The 20,543-nt window shown below is 29.9% G+C and carries 20 protein-coding genes; 12 read left to right on the forward strand and 8 right to left on the reverse strand.

Features of this window, described 5'->3' with window-relative positions:
• Nucleotides 1-172: 172 nt before the first annotated feature.
• Nucleotides 173-1,720 carry a peptide MFS transporter gene (locus tag F7018_RS13920; protein WP_150900704.1) on the forward strand — a complete coding sequence of 516 codons (1,548 nt, stop codon included), beginning with the start codon at nt 173-175 and terminating at the stop codon, nt 1,718-1,720.
• 67 nt (nt 1,721-1,787) lie between these two features.
• Here F7018_RS13920 and F7018_RS13925 read toward each other — a convergent pair whose 3' ends face one another.
• The 6 genes from F7018_RS13925 to rsfS are packed head-to-tail and all read right to left on the reverse strand — an operon-like array spanning nt 1,788 to nt 6,444.
• Nucleotides 1,788-2,417, reverse strand: a complete 630-nt coding sequence (locus F7018_RS13925; RefSeq protein ID WP_150900705.1) for a YceI family protein — start codon at nt 2,415-2,417, stop codon at nt 1,788-1,790.
• Nucleotides 2,418-2,426: 9 nt separating this feature from the next.
• A complete protein-coding gene (locus F7018_RS13930; RefSeq protein ID WP_150900706.1) occupies nt 2,427-2,684 on the reverse strand; it encodes an acyl-CoA-binding protein in 258 nt (85 codons plus the stop codon).
• Nucleotides 2,685-2,705: 21 nt separating this feature from the next.
• A complete protein-coding gene (locus tag F7018_RS13935) occupies nt 2,706-3,500 on the reverse strand; it encodes a phosphatidate cytidylyltransferase (RefSeq protein WP_150900707.1) in 795 nt (264 codons plus the stop codon).
• Between the two features lie 9 nt (nt 3,501-3,509).
• Nucleotides 3,510-4,100 carry a hypothetical protein gene (locus tag F7018_RS13940; protein ID WP_150900708.1) on the reverse strand — a complete coding sequence of 197 codons (591 nt, stop codon included), beginning with the start codon at nt 4,098-4,100 and terminating at the stop codon, nt 3,510-3,512.
• A 12-nt stretch (nt 4,101-4,112) separates the two neighbouring features.
• Nucleotides 4,113-6,047: an ATP-dependent zinc metalloprotease FtsH gene (ftsH, locus tag F7018_RS13945; RefSeq protein WP_150900709.1), complete on the reverse strand. Its 1,935-nt coding sequence runs from the start codon at nt 6,045-6,047 to the stop codon at nt 4,113-4,115.
• Between the two features lie 28 nt (nt 6,048-6,075).
• Nucleotides 6,076-6,444 carry a ribosome silencing factor gene (gene rsfS / locus F7018_RS13950; protein WP_150900710.1) on the reverse strand — a complete coding sequence of 123 codons (369 nt, stop codon included), beginning with the start codon at nt 6,442-6,444 and terminating at the stop codon, nt 6,076-6,078.
• A gap of 86 nt (nt 6,445-6,530) precedes the next feature.
• Here rsfS and F7018_RS13955 point away from each other — a divergent pair, with 86 nt between their 5' ends.
• Nucleotides 6,531-7,262 (forward strand): biotin--[acetyl-CoA-carboxylase] ligase, encoded by a 732-nt coding sequence (locus F7018_RS13955; RefSeq protein WP_150900711.1) that lies wholly within the window; start codon nt 6,531-6,533, stop codon nt 7,260-7,262.
• 1 nt (nt 7,263) lies between these two features.
• Here F7018_RS13955 and F7018_RS13960 read toward each other — a convergent pair whose 3' ends face one another.
• The gene (locus F7018_RS13960; protein WP_150900712.1) at nt 7,264-7,653 is read right to left on the reverse strand and encodes an SRPBCC family protein; all 390 of its coding nucleotides are present in this window, start codon (nt 7,651-7,653) and stop codon (nt 7,264-7,266) included.
• Between the two features lie 12 nt (nt 7,654-7,665).
• On the reverse strand, nt 7,666-8,313 hold the full coding sequence (pyrE, locus tag F7018_RS13965) for an orotate phosphoribosyltransferase (protein WP_150900713.1): 648 nt from the start codon (nt 8,311-8,313) through the stop codon (nt 7,666-7,668).
• A 7-nt stretch (nt 8,314-8,320) separates the two neighbouring features.
• On the opposite strand from pyrE, the gene F7018_RS13970 reads away from it, so the two are divergent.
• From F7018_RS13970 to F7018_RS14015, 10 genes are all read left to right on the forward strand, one after another.
• The gene (locus tag F7018_RS13970) at nt 8,321-8,926 is read left to right on the forward strand and encodes an NUDIX hydrolase (RefSeq protein ID WP_150900714.1); all 606 of its coding nucleotides are present in this window, start codon (nt 8,321-8,323) and stop codon (nt 8,924-8,926) included.
• A gap of 134 nt (nt 8,927-9,060) precedes the next feature.
• The gene (gene dnaK / locus F7018_RS13975) at nt 9,061-10,962 is read left to right on the forward strand and encodes a molecular chaperone DnaK (protein ID WP_150900715.1); all 1,902 of its coding nucleotides are present in this window, start codon (nt 9,061-9,063) and stop codon (nt 10,960-10,962) included.
• 261 nt (nt 10,963-11,223) lie between these two features.
• On the forward strand, nt 11,224-14,133 hold the full coding sequence (locus F7018_RS13980; RefSeq protein ID WP_150900716.1) for a sensor histidine kinase: 2,910 nt from the start codon (nt 11,224-11,226) through the stop codon (nt 14,131-14,133).
• A 102-nt stretch (nt 14,134-14,235) separates the two neighbouring features.
• Nucleotides 14,236-15,471, forward strand: a complete 1,236-nt coding sequence (locus F7018_RS13985; protein ID WP_150900717.1) for a sensor histidine kinase — start codon at nt 14,236-14,238, stop codon at nt 15,469-15,471.
• Between the two features lies 1 nt (nt 15,472).
• Complete coding sequence (locus F7018_RS13990; protein WP_150900718.1) at nt 15,473-16,207, forward strand: LytR/AlgR family response regulator transcription factor; 735 nt, start codon at nt 15,473-15,475, stop codon at nt 16,205-16,207.
• 172 nt (nt 16,208-16,379) lie between these two features.
• On the forward strand, nt 16,380-16,598 hold the full coding sequence (locus tag F7018_RS13995; protein WP_150900719.1) for a T9SS type A sorting domain-containing protein: 219 nt from the start codon (nt 16,380-16,382) through the stop codon (nt 16,596-16,598).
• A gap of 218 nt (nt 16,599-16,816) precedes the next feature.
• Nucleotides 16,817-18,181, forward strand: a complete 1,365-nt coding sequence (locus tag F7018_RS14000) for a hypothetical protein (protein WP_150900720.1) — start codon at nt 16,817-16,819, stop codon at nt 18,179-18,181.
• A 22-nt stretch (nt 18,182-18,203) separates the two neighbouring features.
• On the forward strand, nt 18,204-19,421 hold the full coding sequence (locus F7018_RS14005) for a hypothetical protein (RefSeq protein WP_150900721.1): 1,218 nt from the start codon (nt 18,204-18,206) through the stop codon (nt 19,419-19,421).
• Between the two features lie 71 nt (nt 19,422-19,492).
• Nucleotides 19,493-20,032 (forward strand): NUDIX hydrolase, encoded by a 540-nt coding sequence (locus tag F7018_RS14010; RefSeq protein WP_150900722.1) that lies wholly within the window; start codon nt 19,493-19,495, stop codon nt 20,030-20,032.
• Between the two features lie 61 nt (nt 20,033-20,093).
• Nucleotides 20,094-20,516 (forward strand): secondary thiamine-phosphate synthase enzyme YjbQ, encoded by a 423-nt coding sequence (locus F7018_RS14015; protein WP_150900723.1) that lies wholly within the window; start codon nt 20,094-20,096, stop codon nt 20,514-20,516.
• Nucleotides 20,517-20,543 lie beyond the last annotated feature (27 nt).

Raw genomic sequence — 20,543 nt, forward strand, 5'->3', positions numbered from 1 at the left:
TGCAAATTTAATAGTATTACTATTAACTTAGTGAGTTAAAATGTTAAATCTTTATTAATGCTAGGTTTTTTAAGGGTTACAAAAACTCACAAAACTTATTTTTTATAACAATTTACTACAGTGTTTTAAAAAGTTTTAGTCAAAAAATAGTTTAGCTAAAACTTTTATTTATATGAAAACTTATACGTCAACAACAGATGTTTTTGGTCACCCAAGAGGACTATTGTATTTATTTTTTGCAGAATTATGGGAGCGTTTTTCCTTTTATGGTATGAGAGCCTTGTTGGTGCTTTACATGACAAAACATTTACTTTTTTCAGATGAAATGTCTTTCGGGATTTATGCAGCTTATATGTCTTTAGTGTATGTAACTCCAATGATTGGAGGTGTACTTGCTGATAAAATTTTAGGCTTTAGAAAGGCTATTATATTAGGAGGTGTTTTAATGGCTTTAGGTCACTTTTTTTTAACTTTTGAACATCCAGTGTTTTTCTATAGTTCATTATCACTAATAATAGTAGGAAATGGTTTTTTTAAACCGAATATATCTTCTTTTGTAGGAAAGTTATATAAGAAAGAAGATACCAGACGAGATGCAGGGTTTACAATATTTTATATGGGGGTTAATATAGGAGGAGCAGTAGCTCCATTATTATGTGCATGGTTAGCAGAATCATATGGCTGGCATTATGGATTTGTTTTAGCTGGTATAGGGATGTTAATAGGTTTGTTCGTTTTTAACAATGGGCTTAAAAGAGAAGTTTTTGAAGATCACGGTTTAATTCCTAACGAAACATTGTATAATAGAAAAAGTTTAGGGATAAAGTCAGGAAATTTAGTAACAATTGGAGCTTTTTTGTCAGTACCTATTTTTGCATTAATTGTACGTTTTCATCAATTTGAGCATTATTTGGTTTGGGTAGTTTCGCTTTTTTTAATTGTTTACTTAAGCTATATTCTAAAACAGGTTACTTTGTCAGAACGTAAACAGTTATTAGTGGCAGTATATTTTACAGTTTTGTATACATTATTTTCGGCCATTTTTGAACAAGCAGGGAGTTCGTTGACATTATTTGCTGATAGAAATGTTAATTTAGTTTTAATGAATGCAGCTCAAACGAACAGTATAAATTCAGGTTTTATAATACTGTTGGCAATACCATTTTCAATGCTTTGGATCTTTTTAAACAAGATAAAAAGAAACCCTAACTCAGTAGTTAAATTTGGTTTAGGATTGTTCTTTTTAGGTTTAGGATTTGTTGTATTTGGTTTATCGGCTCAACAGGTAGATGAGTTTGCTAAAACGCCAATGTTTTATTTGGTGTTAGGAACTTTTGTATATACAGTAGGGGAGTTGTTTTTGTCACCAATAGGTTTGTCGAAAATGACAGAATTATCACCGTTAAAATATGTAGCTTTCATAATGGGAGTTTGGTTCTCTGCTAATTTTTACGGACATTTTTTTGCTGGAAAAATAGCTAAACTAACAGCTGTTTCTAATGGCGAATTAGGAGTGTTTTCAAAAGGCGTCTTTGGAAAAGTTACAGAGTTTGTAACTGGTTTGTCGAGTGAGGTTATAATGCAAAAAACAGAAGTATTTAAACAGTTGTATACTTATGTGTCAGTGTATGCAAATTTTGGAATTATAGCTTCGTTAATAGGGGTATTAGTAATAATCTTTTCTTTGCCTATAAAACGAATGATGAAAGGTGTTCATTAAATTAAATATTAATCAAAAAAAAGCCTAAGATTTGTTCTTAGGCTTTTATATATATGTGTAATAAGTTTTATTTAAAAGTAGAAGTGATGTTGATAGCAACTTCGTCCCAAGTTTTTGAAACACCATCTTCACCTTTGTGTAAATCTTTACAAGCTTCGTTTAAAGAAGCTAATGCTTTTTCAGCTTTCCAATCGGTAATCTTCATTACTCCACTTAGACTAAAGTTTTTTCCATTAATAGAATACTTGAAAGGAAGCTTTTTGGTAACTCCATTCATAGTTAAATCAGAATATCCAATAGAATCGTTTTCTAGAACTAATTTTCCAGAAAGTAATTCAGTTTTGTCCATTACAGCAAAAAAGAATTTTTTGATTTTAAAATCTCTACTAGAATCTTTAGTGAAAATACTGCTAACAGGAATAGAGAATTCAGCATTGTTAATAGCTTCTTTTGCTGTGTTTCCTTCTCCGTTTGAAGTAATAGTTACTTTTTTAAACTGACCATTAACAGGGGTTTTACTAGTGGTTTTATATGCTGTCCAGTTGATAAGATTATCTGCATCTTGTAAAACAAAAGCAGCCTTTTTTTCTACTTTAACCTCTGGTTTAGCAGGAGCTTCTTTTTTTGCTTCCGATTTACACGATACTAAGCTACCTATAGTAGCACATATTAATAATGAAGAAATAATTTTTTTCATAAGGATTGTTTATTTTATAATTGAGTTGACTAAGTTGATATATTCTCTTTTTGCATCATCTTCACTCATTCCTTTTAATTGCATCCAAGCATTAAACTTAAAAGCATTTCTCAAGTTATCATCGGTATTAAAAGAAAATTGGTCTCCTTTAACAGCTTGCTTATAATATGCATATAGTTTAAGCATTATATCAGGAGGGAGTTTTTCTTTAATCCGAGAAGCTTTTTCGTAAGCTTTATTAAACTCTATATCTAGATCGTTAATCATGAAGAATGATAAGGTGTATAATTACATTATATAATGTACATACAAATATACGAAGGGAGCAAGAAAAAACAAGCTATCTAGCCTATCTAATAGTCCACCATGTCCAGGCATAATTGTACCGCTGTCTTTTACTTTTGCTTGTCTTTTAAATTTCGATTCAACTAAATCGCCCAAAGAACCTAAAATAGAAACTATAATCGCGATAACAATCCAGTTTATAGTTGAGAAAACATTGGAGAATTTTGCAATTAAAATACCAGCAAGAATAGAAAAAGCTAAGCCTCCAATAAAACCTTCAATTGTTTTTTTAGGAGAAACAGATTCAAATAATTTATGTTTTCCAAAATTTTTACCAACTAAATAGGCAAAACTATCGTTAGTCCATATGATAATAATGATATAAATAATCATATTAGGAACATAGTTATCATCTATAAAAGGTAGTTTTATTAAAAAATAAAAAGGAAGTATTAGGTATATAATATGTAACCCTAACTTTTGAATAAAACTGCCGTATTTAATCGGTTTTGTGCTAATAAGTAAATAAAGTAATCCAGTTAGTCCAACTAAAGAGATTGCAATTAATGGTTCTGTCAATGAAAAAGCTGGTTGTTTTATTGATAAGAGTACAATTGCAATTAAAAATACATAAGGGATAATGTTTTTAAGATTTATGATTTTAGAAAATTCATAAATACAAACGGTTGCAAAAATTGCAAGTAATCCTATATATGTTTCTGCTGAAAATAGAATAGCAGAAATAAAAATTATAGCATAAACAAGTGCAGAAATACTTCTTGTTATAAGATTGGACATATTTATATCTTAAAGGTCTTCAAAGAGCAGCAAATATAAGTTTTTTGAGTTACTATTTCCATAACTTAAAAAACTATCATCTTCAATATCTATTTTGTAATTTGTAGTTGAGCTAATGTTGGTAGGAATATTACCACTAAAATGAGTTTTAATTCCAGTTAAGCCTTCTCCCATGTTTTTAACGAGTTGACTTGTAGTAGCATAAACAATAAAATGCTTAGAGTGAGATGATAATTTGTTGCTTCCTAGTTGGTTAGAGGAGAATAAGATGTCTCCTTTGTTGGCTATTAAATGTTCACAAGAAGTGAAGAAAGGAATAGATTCAGAAGAATGTTTTTGGATACTAACATCTACATTTTCAACAATTTTTAATAGGTCAAAATCGGTACAAGTAACTTTTTTCCAGTTGTTTTCTTGTAGAATATGCTTTAAATTATTGGTAACTTCTTTAATAGATGTACAGTATAAAAATTTCCCTCCTTTATTGATAAAGTTGTGTACGAAAGAATCATCTAGAGAAAGATTGACCTCTTGTTCGTTAATCTTTTTTTCTCTAGATGATTCTGTATATGATTTAAATAATTTTTTAAAAAAACTCATTAAATAATAAAACTATTCTTCAGTTAATGTGTTTGTTTTCTCGTTATCTTCTTTTTTTTCAAATGGTCTTTCACCAAATACTTTTACTAAATCAGCTTTAAAGATAACTTCTTTTTCAAGTAATAATTCTGAAAGTAAAGTAAGTTTATCTTTATGTTCTTCTAAAATATCAATAGCTCTTTGATATTGTCCTTCAATTATTTTAGAAATTTCTTCATCAATTGTTTTAGCAGTATCGTCACTATATGGTTTTACAAAAGAATCGTTTCCTGATGAATCGTAATAAGTGATGTTTCCTACTTTTTCATTTAAACCATAAACGGTAACCATGGCACGAGCTTGTTTTGTAACTTTTTCCAAGTCGCTTAAAGCTCCTGTAGATATTTTATCAAATATTAATTTTTCTGCGGCTCTACCTCCCATAGTAGCACACATTTCATCTAACATTTGTTCTGTTTGAACAATTTTTCTTTCTTCTGGTAAATACCAAGCAGCACCTAATGATTGTCCTCTAGGTACAATAGTTACTTTTACTAATGGAGCTGCGTGTTCAAGCATCCAGCTAACTGTAGCGTGACCAGCTTCATGATAAGCAATAACTTCTTTCTCTTTAGGAGTAATTACTTTGTTTTTCTTTTCTAAACCACCAACAATTCTATCAACAGCATCTAAGAAATCTTGATGTTCAATAGCAGGTTTGTTGTTTCTAGCAGCAATTAAGGCAGCTTCGTTACATAAGTTTGCTATATCCGCACCAGAGAAACCTGGAGTTTGTTGTGCTAAGAATTCTAAATTAGCATTGTCAGCTAATCTTAATGGTTTAATATGTACTTCAAAAATCTCTCTTCGTTCGTGTAAATCTGGTAAATCTACGTATATCTGACGATCAAAACGACCAGCACGCATTAAGGCTTTATCTAACACATCTGCACGGTTAGTAGCTGCCAATACAATAACATTTGTGTCAGTGCCAAAACCATCCATTTCAGTTAATAACTGGTTTAAAGTATTTTCACGCTCATCATTACCACCTGTCATACTGTTTTTACCTCTAGCTCTACCGATAGCATCAATCTCATCAATAAATATGATTGAAGGTGATTTTTGTTGTGCTTGTTTAAATAAATCTCTTACACGAGAAGCACCAACACCAACAAACATTTCAACAAAATCAGAACCAGATAAAGAGAAGAAAGGAACTCCAGCTTCTCCAGCTACTGCTTTAGCTAATAATGTTTTTCCTGTACCAGGAGGGCCTACTAGTAAAGCTCCTTTAGGAATTTTACCTCCTAATTTTGTGTATTTTTCAGGAGTTTTTAAGAAGTCAACAATTTCTTGAACCTCTTCTTTAGCACCTTCTAAACCAGCAACATTTTTAAAAGTTGTTTTTACTTTTGTGTCTTGATCAAAAAGTTTTGCTTTAGATTTTCCAATATTGAAAATTTGACCACCACCAGCGCCACCACCAGCTCCTCCAGACATTCTTCGCATAAAGAATAACCAGATAGCTATTAGTAGTATAAAAGGTAAAAAGCTGATAATAGTATCAAACATACTTGTTCTTTCGATGTTAGCTTTATCGAAATCAAGATTGTTTTCTTTTTTAGCTTTGTCAATTTCGTTTTCAAAATTCTGTAAATCACCAAAGTTATAACTATATAAAGGTGCTCCTTTTCTGTAAAAAGGAGAATCAGTTAATTTTTTGTGATCCTCTTTTTTCTCAGCTTCAGGCTTTAAGAATATTTGAGCTACATTATTATTCTCAACAACAATCTTTTCAATATCGTTTGCCTTTAAGATTTTTGTGAACTCATTTTTAGAAATATTTCTAGAGCCTAAATCTCCAGAATTAAAATAGCTTATTCCTAAAAGAATAACTAAGATTGGTATGTACAGCCAAAACGAATTAAAAGTAAATTTTGGCGTATTTTTTTTCTTTTCACTCATAAAATAAGGTGTCTAAATTTGTTAGCAATTAAGCTGGGTTAATTTCAGTGATTTTTGCATCTCCCCAAAGACTTTCAATATCATAGTATTCACGTACTTGCTTTTGAAATATATGTACAACAACATTTACGTAATCCATAAGAACCCATTCAGCATTTCCTTGCCCTTCAACATGCCAAGGCTTATCTTTAAGTTCTTTACTTACTAATTTTTGTATAGAGCCAGAAATGGCATTAATTTGTGTGTTAGAATTACCAGAACATACTATAAAATAATCGCAAACAGTATTCTCTATTTCTCTTAAATCTAGTAGTTGGATGTCTTCTCCTTTTACCTCATCAATCCCCTTTATAATCACAGCTATTAAATCGTCCGCGCTTGCTTGTTCTTTTGTCATCAAAAAAATTTAAGTTTTAGCAAAGTTATTATTTTTTTGCGAGTAATTTATGTAATATTGATACTTGTTTTACTTGCAAAACTTATATGAAAATAATCAAACTTGATGCCATCGATTCTACTAATTCTTTTTTGAAGGAAATGGCAGAAAATTCTATTGTTGAAGACTTTACTGTTGTAGTAGCAAAAAGTCAAACTTCTGGTAGAGGTCAGATGAATGCTAAATGGGAGGTGAAGTCTGGTAAAAACTTGACTTTTAGTGTGTTTTGTGAGTTTAGAGACTTGCAGATTATTAATCAAAAAAGTTTAAGTTATAGTGTTGTATTAAGTATTTTTGAAGTGCTAAATCGTTTAAAATTACCTAAGTTATCTGTAAAATGGCCTAACGACATTATGTCAGGAAATAAAAAAATAGCAGGTGTTTTAATTGAGAATGTTTTAAAAGGAAAACAAATTAGTTCATCAATAATAGGAATTGGAATTAATGTAAATCAAGATAGTTTTCCTATTAATTTACCCAATGCATCGTCTTTAAAAAAAATTCTAAATAAAGAGTTTAATTTGGATCTTCTATTAAACGAAATAATTTTAAGTCTTCAAGAAAAAATTGAAATTTTAAAGAAGAAGGAATATTCATTTTTAGAAAAAGAATATTTGAAGGTTTTGTATAAAAAAAATGTTCCGTCTATGTTTAAAGACAAACAGAACATTTTATTTATGGGTAAAATAATTGGAGTTTCAAGTATTGGAAAACTCCAAATAGAATTAGAAGATGAAACCGTTAAGGAATTTGACCTTAAAGAAGTTTCATTTGCTTAATTTATATTTTTGAAATATTATCTGTTAATGTTTCAATAAATTTAGTTAATGGCTTTTTTACCATCATTGCCATCATAGGATTAAAATCTCCATTGAACTTTAATACAACTTGACATTCGTTTTCAGAAACTTCACTAATATCTGAAGATAAAGTAAATGGTAATTTACTACTAGCAGCTCCTAAGGTAATGTTTGAGTACTCAGTTTTCTCTTTCATAACTAATCTTATTTCTGGCATTCCTTTTAAACCAAAAATAAAACTGTCACCATCAACTTCAAATTTTTGAGTGTTTTCTGGCATTAATTGTTCAAAGTTTTCAAGTTTAGAAAAAAAATCAAAAATATCTTTTGCCGATTTTTTTACTGTTACTTTATTTCCTTCAATATTCATGTGTTTATTTTTTTATGATTCTTGTTTCCATTCACTAGGACCAACTCTCCAATCTTCTAAAAGTCTTAATTCTTCGCTGGTAATATATTTACTATCTAATGCTTGTTCTAGTAAATATTCATAATTACTTAAAGTAGTGAGCTCAACATTTGCAGCTTCGAAGTTTTCAGTTGCTACAGCAAAACCGTAAGAAAAGATAGCAATCATTCCTTTAACGTTTGCATGCGCTTCTTTTAAAGCTTTAACAGCATTTAAACTACTTTTACCAGTACTAATTAAATCCTCAATTACAACAACATTTTGACCGCTTTCTAAATGTCCCTCAATTTGATTTTTTCTACCGTGTTTTTTTGGTTCAGGGCGAACATAAATAAAAGGAACACCTAATTCTTGAGCTACTAATATACCAATAGCAATAGCTCCAGTAGCAACTCCTGCAATTACATCAGGTTTACCATGTTTTTCCTCAACTAGTTTTGCTATTTTTTCTTTTAAAAAATTTCTAACTGGTGGGTAAGATAAAGTAACTCTATTGTCACAGTAAATTGGTGATTTCCAGCCTGAAGCCCAGGTGAAAGGCTCGTTAGGGCTTAATTTTATTGCTTTTATCTGCAAAAGAAGTTCAGCTGTTTTTTTTGCCGTATCTTTGTTAAAATCCATAACGCAAATGTATAAAGTTTTTGTTAATGATAAGCCAATAATTTTTACAACTTCAATAAAAAATGAAGAAAATTATCCTGCTTTTATATACAAAAACACAACTTTAGATGAAGTTATTTATAAGTTGAAGTTGGGTAAGTTACAAGGCGTTTATTTATTTTCAACCAATTTGCCTAAAGACTGGGAAGATTTTAGAATGAAGTTTAAAGTAATGATTGCTGCAGGAGGATTGGTTTTAAATGATAATGAAGAAGTCTTATTTATTTATAGAGGAAATAAATGGGATTTGCCAAAAGGACGAATTGAGAAAGGAGAAGGCATAGAAGAAACCGCAATTAGAGAGGTTGAAGAAGAATGTGGAGTTTCAAACTTAGAAATTATAAGGAAGTTAACAAATACCTATCACTTATTCCTTCAAAAAGGAGAGCATCGATTAAAAGAAACACACTGGTATCTGATGCATTCTACACACCAAGGAGCATTGACTCCACAAATAGAAGAGGGAATAACCAAAGTTGTTTTTAAGAATACAGAAGAAACAATTCTAGCACTACAAAATACTTACTGTAATATTAAATTGGTATACAGTCATTATAAAGAAATGATTAATTAGTGACACTATGTCATCTGTTGTGTATGTTTTTAAAACTTTTTCTGCCAAAATAAAAGCAAAAAGTTATTGGCATACACTTTGACTATAACTACTCGTAAAATTGAATTAAAATTTAAAAAAGATAAATAACAATTATGAGTAAAATTATAGGTATAGATTTAGGTACTACCAACTCATGTGTTTCTGTAATGGAAGGAAATGAGCCAGTAGTAATTCCTAACGCTGAAGGAAGAAGAACTACGCCATCTATTGTGGCTTTTGTTGAAGGAGGAGAAAGAAAAGTAGGAGATCCAGCAAAGAGACAGGCTGTTACGAATCCAACAAAAACTGTTTATTCTATCAAGCGTTTTATGGGGAATAAATTTTCTGAGTCTGAAAAAGAAGCAGGAAGAGTTCCTTATAAAGTAGTAAAAGGAGATAACGATACACCACGTGTAGATATCGATGGTCGTTTATATACACCACAAGAAATTTCTGCAATGGTATTACAGAAAATGAAAAAAACTGCTGAAGACTACTTAGGTCAGGATGTAGCAGAAGCTGTAATTACTGTTCCAGCATATTTTAATGATGCACAAAGACAAGCTACAAAAGAAGCTGGTGAGATTGCAGGATTAAAAGTTCGTCGTATTATAAACGAGCCAACTGCAGCAGCTTTAGCTTATGGATTAGATAAAGCAAATGACGATAAGAAAATTGTAGTATTTGATTTTGGTGGAGGTACACATGATGTTTCTATCTTAGAATTAGGAGATGGAGTATTTGAAGTATTAGCTACTGATGGAGATACACACTTAGGAGGAGATGATGTTGATGAGAAAATAATCAACTGGTTAGCTGATGAGTTCATGGCAGAAGAAAATATGGACTTACGTAAAGATCCAATGGCTTTACAACGTTTAAAAGAAGCTGCAGAAAAAGCTAAGATTGAATTATCTAGTACAACTTCTACTGAAATAAACTTACCATATATTACTGCTACTGCTTCTGGACCAAAGCACTTAGTTAGAACAATGACTAGAGCTAAGTTTGAAGCTTTAATAGACGATTTAGTAAAGAGAACTATTGAGCCATGTCAAGCAGCGTTAAGAAATGCTGATTTAAGTACTTCTGATATTGATGAAGTAATTTTAGTAGGAGGTTCAACTCGTATTCCAGCTATTCAAGAGGCAGTTGAGAAGTTCTTTGGAAAAGCACCTAGTAAAGGAGTTAATCCAGACGAAGTTGTTTCTTTAGGAGCAGCAATTCAAGGTGGAGTTTTAACTGGTGATGTAAAAGATGTATTATTATTAGATGTTACACCTTTATCATTAGGAATTGAAACTATGGGGAATGTATTTACTAAATTAATCGAAGCAAATACTACGATTCCAACTAAGAAATCTCAAGTATTCTCTACAGCAGTAGATAACCAACCATCGGTAGATATTCACGTATTACAAGGTGAAAGAGCAATGGCAGCAGATAACAAAACAATTGGTCGTTTCCAATTAACAGATATTCCACCAGCTCAAAGAGGGGTTCCTCAAATCGAAGTAACTTTCGATATTGATGCAAATGGAATCATTAATGTATCTGCAGCAGATAAAGCAACAGGAAAGTCTCAAGATATTCGTATTGAAGCTTCTTCTGGATTATCTGATGAAGAAATCGAGAAAATGAAAGCAGAAGCAGAAGCAAATGCAGATGCAGATGCAAAAGCGAAAGAAACAGCTGAGAAAATTAATGGAGCAGATTCTATGATTTTCCAAACTGAGAAGCAATTAAAAGAATTTGGAGATAAATTATCAGATGATAAAAAAGGTCCAATTGAAACAGCTTTAACAGAATTAAAAGCTGCTCATGAATCTAAAGACCTTGCACAAATTGATGCTGCAATGGAAAAGATTAATGAAGCTTGGAAAGTTGCCTCTGAAGAAATGTATGCTGCACAGCAACAAGCTGGAGGAAATGCAGGAGCTCAACAAGGTCAACCTGAAGGAAATAATGCTCAGGGAGATAATGTTGAAGATGTAGATTTCGAAGAAGTGAAGTAAAATTTAACTTGCATATATATTATTTAAAAGAGATTGTTCTATTTAGAACAGTCTCTTTTTGTTTTTATGGAAGTTTAAAATTTCCATTCGGAAACAATATGTTGCTATTCGGAAAGAATATCGTTTATTCTGTAGAAAAAAATATTGATTAGCAGTTTGTTTAAATACAATTGTAATCCCTTTAAAACAATAATGTTAATTGGAAATTAAAATATTTTATTTTTAAGTTTATACTATTACTTAAAAATGTAGCTTTGAATTATGATAAATAAAATTACGCTATATCTCTACTTTATCTTGTTGTTTTCTAGTGCGGTGTCGTTCTCTCAGCACCCCGTTTTTGAACATTTAACAGAAAAAGATGGATTGCCAGATATTGAGTTCTATGATGTATTAGAAGATGAAAAAGGCTATATCTGGTTAGCAGCTGATAAAGGGCTTTTTAGGTATGACGGAAAGGAGTTTAAAAACTATTCGCACCCTAAAAAAAGAGCGTTGTCTGTTTTTGGTTTAAGATTAGACAGTCAAGGAAGAGTTTGGTGTAATAATATTACAGGTCAATTTTTTTATGTAGAAAATGATGAATTAAAGCTTTTTATAGATATAGAAGAGCAAGCTAATGGTCAATTAGCAGAGTTTCTATTTTTTAAAGACTATTTAATAATTATTAATTATTGGTATATTTTAAATGTGAACTTAAAAACAAAAGAAAGCAAGTTGATAAATAACAACAATTATATTGCTACTGTTTTTAAGAAGAAAGATACTTTGTTTTATCTGAGTGAGAGCAAAATGAACTATTCAACAAATGGGAAAACATTTAAGAGGATTCAAAGTTTAAAAAATACAGTTAAATATTCAGGTATAAACTGGAGGAGTTTTAAGTTTCAAAATAAACAGTTTCATTATAGCTATGATTTTAATGGTGATGTAGTTAAAAGCCATAAAGGAATGTTAGTTGTAGAGGAGAATAATGAATTGATTAAAGTAAAACTACCAGAAGATTTAAAAAAACATTTTACAATTAGGATTTTTATTAGGAATAATGAGTTGTGGTTTTGTACAGAAATAGGGGTTTATATATGTAAATATGAGAATAAAGAGATAAAACATGTAAAAAGTTATTTTAAGGGTAAACAAATAACTCAAGTTATCACAGATTCTAATAACAATTATTGGTGCTCTACTTTGAGAGATGGGATATTCATAATACCTAATATTTATTTAAATAAATATAAAAGTAAGGATGTTAATCAGAACATAAGTGCGATGAGTAAGGTTGGAAAAGATAAAGTATTGTTTGGGTCAACTAATGGGTACTTAACACTTTTAAATGTCGTAACTGGAGAGAAAAAGGATATTGATGTAGGGTCTAAAGAAAAAGTGTTTTCAATTATTGGATTGGATAAGGAAAAGGCTTTAATAAGTTTTGCATCAAATTCAGTAATATTAAATGTTAATACATTAAAATATCGGAAGCTTAAATCATATGGAAATGCAAAAGATTTTTCTTTGTATAAAGATGGGAAAATAATATTTGCCGCATTTGCATATGCTTCTATTAATCATGTAAAGGATAATGAAGAACGAGTTAGAATAGGGGGAAAAAGATCTTATTCAGCTCATTATAGTAAATTAAGCAAAAAAATATATGTAGGATATGTTGATGGTGTAAAAGTGTATGATGAAGAATTAAATTCTACCCCAGTTTTATATAAAAACAAGCCAATTTTTGCACTTGATATAGAAGAAACGGCTGATGGAACCATATGGATGTCTACTTTTAAAGATGGTTTGATAGGGGTGAAAAATGGAAAAGCCTATGTAAATTATACAAAAGAAAACGGATTGATATCTAATCTGACAAGTGTAATTAAAGCAAGTGAAAATTCACTTTGGATTTCCACTAATAGAGGAATTCAGGTATTGGATGTGAAGAGTGGAACGTTTAAAAATTTAACAAAGAGAGACGGAGTTAACTCTTATAATATATCAGATATAGTAGTGTTTGATAAATCTGTGTTTTTTAGTTCAAATAAAGGTGTTTTTGAAGTAGATAAAGACAAGGTTTTTAAAGAGATGGATGTACAGGATTTTTATTTTTCAGATGTTTTGGTAAATGACGAACACCTTGAAATAAAAGATACTTATAGCCTAAAGCATAATGAAAATAAAATACAATTTAAATTTCATGCTAATGGTTTTTTGACAGAGGAAAGTTTACAGTATAAATATCGCTTAATAAAAGATAAGAAGAATGATAAATGGGATGTTTTGTATAAGGGTGTAGATCAGATTACATTTAATGATTTGTCGGCAGGAAAATATAGGTTTGAATTAAAAACGGTTGATTTTAATGGTGATAAAGAAAGTGATATAAAAAAGATCGATATTGAGATTCAATTACCATTTTACAAAGAATGGTGGTTTATAATAAGTGGGATTACATCTTTGTTTTTAGTGATTTGGTATAGGTTTAATGCTCGATTAAAGATGTTAAAAAGAAAGCAAGAGGAGGTGCTTGAAAGGGAAAGAATGCAGAAGCAATTAGTGTCGTCTAAATTAGAGAGTTTACAATCTCAAATGAATCCGCATTTTACATTCAATGCTTTAAATTCAATTCAAAACTTAGTTTTAAAGGGCGATAAATATAAAGCCTACGATTATTTAACGAAATTCTCTCTTTTAATTAGAGAAAATTTAAATATGAGTAAGAAAAGTTTTGTTCATTTTGATGAAGAGTTACAATTATTAAAAAAATACTTAGAGTTAGAAAAATTACGTTTTAAAGAAGAGTTTTCGTATAAAATTATAGGAAATGAAAATGTAGGAGATATAAAAATACCAACTATGATTATTCAGCCCTATATAGAGAATGCATTAAAACATGGGCTTTTACATAAAGAGGGAGATGATAAAAAAGTACTTATAGAATTTAAGCAAGAGGATGTTCTGATTTGTATAATAACAGATAATGGTATAGGAATTAAAGCAGCTAAAGAACTCAAAATTCAAAATAAAGTAACAAGAGAATCTTTTTCTACAAAGGCGATAGATGACAAATTAATTTTCTTAAAAGAGTATTATAAAGTAGATATAGGTGTGTCTTTTGAGGATCTAGAAGAAGGGACTAGGGTAGTGGTAAGACTTCCTTATACAATTGGATTATAAATTTATTAGGAAGTTAATTTTTAAGGTTAGGAAGAAGTTTTTATTAAAAACAAACTAAAAAAATAAATTTAACTCAGCCTTAAAAGGTGGGGGACAAATAAAATGAAATCTTTTATATACAAAATATTCGATATAGGTTTATTGTCATCTAATGATGCAAAAGAAAATAAAAAGATAAAGTTGTTAAATATCTTTTGTTTCACATGGTCAATACTGATAGTGGTTATAACTATTTTTGATATTATTTTTGAAAGAGAATTGGAGGGGAGTTTAATAATGCATGGAATTTCTTATATTCTCATATTTATTATTTTTCTTTTTCAGTATAAGCATTTTTATATATTGGCAAGGGTATTGTTTATATGTTCTATAATAGGAATCACTTTTGTTTTTGCAAATTATACCACGCCATTAAGTTTGATAGAAAACTTTTATTTTATATATCCATTAATTGGATTGATTTTGATTGAAAAAAAATGGATAAACATAAGTATTCTTGTGCTTTGCTTCATATTGTATTTTGTTCCAAATTTAATTTACAAGCATTATCCCGATAATACGATTTTACCAGTATTAGTATTCTCTGTATTTGTTGCAGCTTACGTAATTTTAAATTATTCAGATAATTTAAATAAAAAGCACGAAAAAGAATTATTGTTAAGTAAAGAGAAGTTAGAACAAGCTTATTTAGAGTTGGAAGAACGAAAGAGAAGTGAATTGGCAAGTCTTCAATTGAAAGCACTCAAATCTCAAATGAATCCACATTTTTTATTCAATACAATCAATTCAATACAGAGCTTAATATTAGCAGGAAATAAGGAGGAAGCCTATAAGTATTTAACAAAATTCTCTTTATTAATGAGAGAGAGTATAAAAACAAGCGAAAAAAGTTTTGTAGATTTTAGTGTAGAATTATCAATGTTAAAAAAGTATTTAGAATTAGAGAAGTTACGTTTTAAACAAGATTTTGAATACGAAATAAGAGGAGAGAAAAATATAGAAGAAATAAAAATACCATCAGCGGTAATACAGCCATTTGTGGAAAATGCAATTCGTTATGGATTACTTCATAAGGTTGAAGGAAAGAAGAAAATAGTAATAGAGTTTTATCAGGAAAATATATTTATATGCTCGGTAACTGATAATGGAATCGGTATAGAAGCTTCAAAACAAATAAGCATACTGAATAGGAAATCAGAAACAGAAGATACATCAATAAAAGTTATTGAAAACAGGTTGAAATTGCTTAAAGAGTTTTATAAAACAGATATAGGAGTTGTTTATGAAAAAGTAGAAAAAGGAACAAAAGTAGTTGTAAAAATACCTTATGTAAATTAAGATGACAAAGATACAAGCGGTAATAGTAGATGATGAGTTGAATGCAAGGGAGAATTTAAAATATTTATTAAATGCTTTTTGCAAAGAAATTGAAGTGGTTTCAGAGGCTTCTAATGTAGATGAGGCGGTTGAAGAAATAAAAAGCAACAAACCACAACTGGTCTTTTTAGATATTGAAATGCCAAGAAAAAATGGATTTCAACTTTTAGAAGAGTTTGAAGATATTAATTTTCAAATCGTTTTTATAACTGCTTATGATATGTATGCGATTAAAGCATTTGAGGTTGCAGCGATAGATTATTTATTAAAGCCAATTGATATAGAAAGATTAAAAGAGGCTGTAAAAAAAGTAATGAAAAATGTAGGGAATTCTAATGTTAATTTAGAAGTCTTAAAGAGTAATAAAAAAGAACTTCAAAGAATTGCAATTCCTTATAAAACAGATTACGCTATTGTAAGCTTAAGTGATATTTTATGTATAGAGGCCGATAGAATGTATTCTATAATTTACACTAATAATGATAAAAAGTATGTGGTGGCTAAAAAGCTAAGCTATTATCAAAAATTATTATGTACAGATAATGATTTTGCTCGAGTACATAGATCGTGGATTATCAACGTTAATCAAATAGAAATATACTCTAAAAAAGAGAAAGAAGTAAAATTGAAAACAGATTTTAAAATACCGATTAGTAAGAGTTATAAAGAGTATTTTGAAGAACTTTTTTGTTCTTAGGAATTTAAACAAAATTTTAATAAGAAAACTAACCACCTATAATTGAAATAGGTGGTTTTTATTTTTGGAAGTTAAAAAAGGTAATTAGGAAATGAAAAAATGGAAATAAGTTAAATATCACGTTAATTTATATGTGTATAAACCATGAATGTAAATAGACAAAATTGTTTTTATGTGGAATAAAAAAGTTTTAAGAGTTACAGGAATTCCAAAAGGAGAAACCAAAGTATTTGTTTTTGATTCTTTAGGAAAAGAGATTGTCAAGGCGAGAACTAAATTTAAAGGAAAAGGGTTTAATACAATTAAGTTACCAAATTTAAAAAGAGGAAAATATATAGTTAGATTGAAGACTGAGGAAGGAGCATTTATTAAGAGAAGTATAGTTTTATAATAGGATTAAAAAAAGTAGAGAATTTAAGTTTGATAAAGCTTTTTGACTTAAGAGTGAAATAGTTTTTATGTTGTAAGGTCTTCACAATTAGTTATGTGGAGGCCTTTTTTTGTTTGTAGATATTTCTTTTCGGAAAAGAAAATTATTCATTCGGAAGTAATTTATGACTAAATATTGAAAACTGAATTTTATTTGTCTCAAAATAATCTAAAGCAAAAATGGGGTTTAAAACGAGAAAAAGTATTTCAGTAATATTCATGTTTTTGACAGTCTTATGTCAGGCTCAAGAAAATCAAAATAAAATATTAGAAGCATTTCAGTCGGGCAAGTATACTGTTTTTAAAGTTGAAAAAGTTTCGTACAAAAAATACAAAATGGTCAAAGTAAAAAAGCAATGGCCAATAACATTTACAAAAGATGGAAACAATGTTTCAAATGTTTTAGTAAAGAGGGCTGGGATTTTGGATGAGAATTTCAAACCAGATGTACCAGGACATCCAGCGTATTTTAGTTTTTCTACCTACCGATTAACGTTTGTAAATGGAATAGGAGTGTATTATAGTTGGAATGGAAAAGAAGAAGCAACTACAAAATATGTTTTTACAAAAGGAGGTAGCCTTTCAAAAAAATATAATGAACTAAATAAACTAGTAGAAGAGTATTCTAAATCTGTATTTAAAAACCAAACTACAGCAAGAGCTGAAGTGAAAGAACAAAAAGCGGCATTGGTTGAAGTAGAGAGGAAGAAAAATTCCTTAGAAGCTAAGGAGGTTAAAAGTATAGAAATTAAGTTGGTAAGCACACCAAAAAAAGTAGCGCATTTTTCAGAAGCAATAAAGTATGGAGTAATTGCAACACTTAAAGATGGAAGTAAATTATCAACAAAAAATTTAGGTGGAAAAATTCCTTGGAGTGATTTCAAGTTAACACACAAAGGATGTAGCAATACTATTGATGAAGTAAGGGTAGATGAAGATGCAAAATCATTAAAGAGTGATAGAGTAACATTGGAAATAACTTCTAAATATCATCCGCAGCTAAAAGCAAAAAAGCATATCAATACAACTAACAATGTTTCTATTCAAGTTAATCAACAGGGATTTTGGGGGCACGAACGTCATAAATACGTAACTGTTTTTCAAGGTAAAGATGGACAGCATGCAGGAAGAGGTGATAATCTTACCATAAAAGTAAAAACAGTAAGTCATAAACAAACTGGGGTTAAACTGAATAAAATAGACATTTACAATACTACCAAAAATAAGCACGTAGCTAGGTATAAGCTGACTACTGATACAAAGTTAATTATCAATAATCAAGGAGGAAGAGGAATGAATGGAGATGAAGGTCGTAAAAGTTCACCAAACGGAGGAAATGGTGGTTATGGAGGAGCTGGAGGAAATATCTTACTAATAAAAGATCCATCTGTAACAAAACTAAATATAGAGTTTAATAACCAAGGGGGAGACGGTGGAAATGGAGGAGCTCCTAAGTATTCACATTCAAGTAGAGGAAGAAATGGTAAAAGAGGAGATAATGGAAGAATAACAAAACAAGTAAAATCAATAAAACTAAATTTTTAACTAAACTAAAAATTAAATTAAAATGAGAAAACAAGTAATATTAACATGTGTATTGAGTGCAATGATGTTTCTAGGGGGTACTACAGAAACGAACGCACAATTTAAAAGTTTAATAAAAAAAGTAACTTCTAAAAAGAAATCAAAAAGAGGTTCAAAATCATCAGGAGCATCATCAGGAACATTTGGATATTTAAATAGTGTAAACGATGAACTTGGTATGAGTGGAGAGTATCATGGTTTAAAAGATAAAAAAGCTTTCGGATTTAAATTTGTTAAAGAAGATCAAGGGAAGGTTGTAAATCAGTTGCATTACTGGGAAAGAAAGCAGGAGAATCCACAGTTAAAAATGAACTTTAAAGAAAGTTATTTTAGAAAAAAACAAGTAAAGATGTTTTTTGTATGGATGTCATCATCAGCAAAATCATACATAGAAGTTTTTGAAGTGGCTCCAGGAGTAATTGCACAAACTCAACAAACTGATAGAAGTATAAATAGCTATGATGAATCTGTGCCATTAGATTCAAAAAGAACAGTAATCGAGGTAATGGCAAAGAATAAAGCCGATTTAGATACTTGGGATATTGAAACAGCACAAGCAAAAGTAGATATGATTATAAGTGATTTGAATTCACTTAAAATGGCTAAAACTAAAAAGAAATTAATGCGTTTCGATTCGTATAAAAATTATCATGGGAAAGTTGCTTTTGCTAAAGGAACTAACTATTTAAGAAGTTCAAGATCAAATCAGCCAGTAGAAAAAGTAGCTAACTTTATTACTAAACAAGAGTTAGGTTCAACAGTAGCATTTAAGCCTTATTTTGATCAGCCTTTATCGGTTTCTCATCCAGGTTCTTGGTTTAATATTACTTATGAAATGGCAGGAAAGAAAACAGGAAGAGAAGAATTGAGAAAAACTAGTACAAAGTTTGCTAAAAATATTCCGCAGTTAGATAAGTATAAAAACGACTTCTATTTCTTTTATCCAAAAGTAACAGTGAACCGTTCAAATAATATTGCAGATTATGCATTTTTAGAGTTGTTAAGGCAAGCTCAAGACGATTTAAAAGAAGGGCAAACATATGATTTAAAAGTTACTGTTTGGGCATATAAAGATGGGCAAAATATAGATCCAGTAGCAACAGGAACTATTCAATTAGAGTACACGGCAAATACTGAAAAACTATTACTGGATCCAGTTAAGGGGTGGATTACAGTTTTAGAGGATTATTTAGATGAATAAAATCCTATTTTTTGATTATTTTAAACCGAATTGTTTATTACAATTCGGTTTTCTTAATTCTGAATTAACGAATGTATAAGAAAATAGTTGTAGCAGTATTCTTTTTAATGACTTTTAGTCTAACTGCTCAGAATAAAAAAACAGAACCAAATTATTCATTTATCAAACTGGTAATAACAAATAGTTCCAAAGAAGTGTTGCTAGTGAAGTGGAGAAATGATTGGGAGATACAAGGAAGAAAATTTGCTGGAGATTTTGCTATGAAAGAGTTTGTAAAAAGCATGGCAAAAAGTGTTGGGGTAAAAGTGAAAGATATCAAATTAAGAGGTTTGTTTACTTTTCATTTTGAAGGATATCCTAAGCCAACGTTGATGCATTATTACCAAGCAAGCTATGTTTCAGGAACTATAAAGCCTCCACCATCATGTAGTGATGTGGCTTGGGTGTCCATAGATCAATCTTTAGAAAAAATGGCTTACAAAGATATGAAGGCAATTATGAAAAGAATATTTAAAGATAAAAGTGTTTGGGGAGGAGCCTTAGTAATAAGGGAAAAAAGTAAGGATGAGCCTAGAGATTTTAAATTAAGAACTAACTTTTATAGATTTTGATTAAGTTGTTTGTTTTAAAAGTCATTGATATTACATTAGTGGCTTTTGTTATTTTTGGATTATGAAAATATATCAAAAAGAAATCCAATTACCAGAATTTAGAAGAGGGTATCATATTATTACTGATATTTTAGAAAATGCTATTCCAGAAATACAAACTATTATGAAAGGGCAGTTTCAGGCTTTTATAAAGCATACATCTGCTAGTTTAACAATTAACGAAAATGCAGATCCTACTGTTAGAGAAGATTTCGAGTCGCATATTAATAAAATGATTCCGGAAAATATGCCTTATTATAAGCACGATTATGAGGGAGCAGATGATATGCCTGCTCATATTAAGAGTTCTATGCTAGGTTGTCAGGTGCAAATACCAATAACCAACGGAAGGTTAAACTTAGGAACTTGGCAAGGAATCTATTTAGGAGAACATCGTAATTATGGAGGTAGGAGAAAAATTGTGATTACTGTTTTTGGGAATTAATATTAGAAGAAATAAATTCAAAAAAGA

Source organism: Tenacibaculum aiptasiae, assembly GCF_008806755.1.
Taxonomy (GTDB): Bacteria; Bacteroidota; Bacteroidia; order Flavobacteriales; family Flavobacteriaceae; genus Polaribacter; species Polaribacter aiptasiae.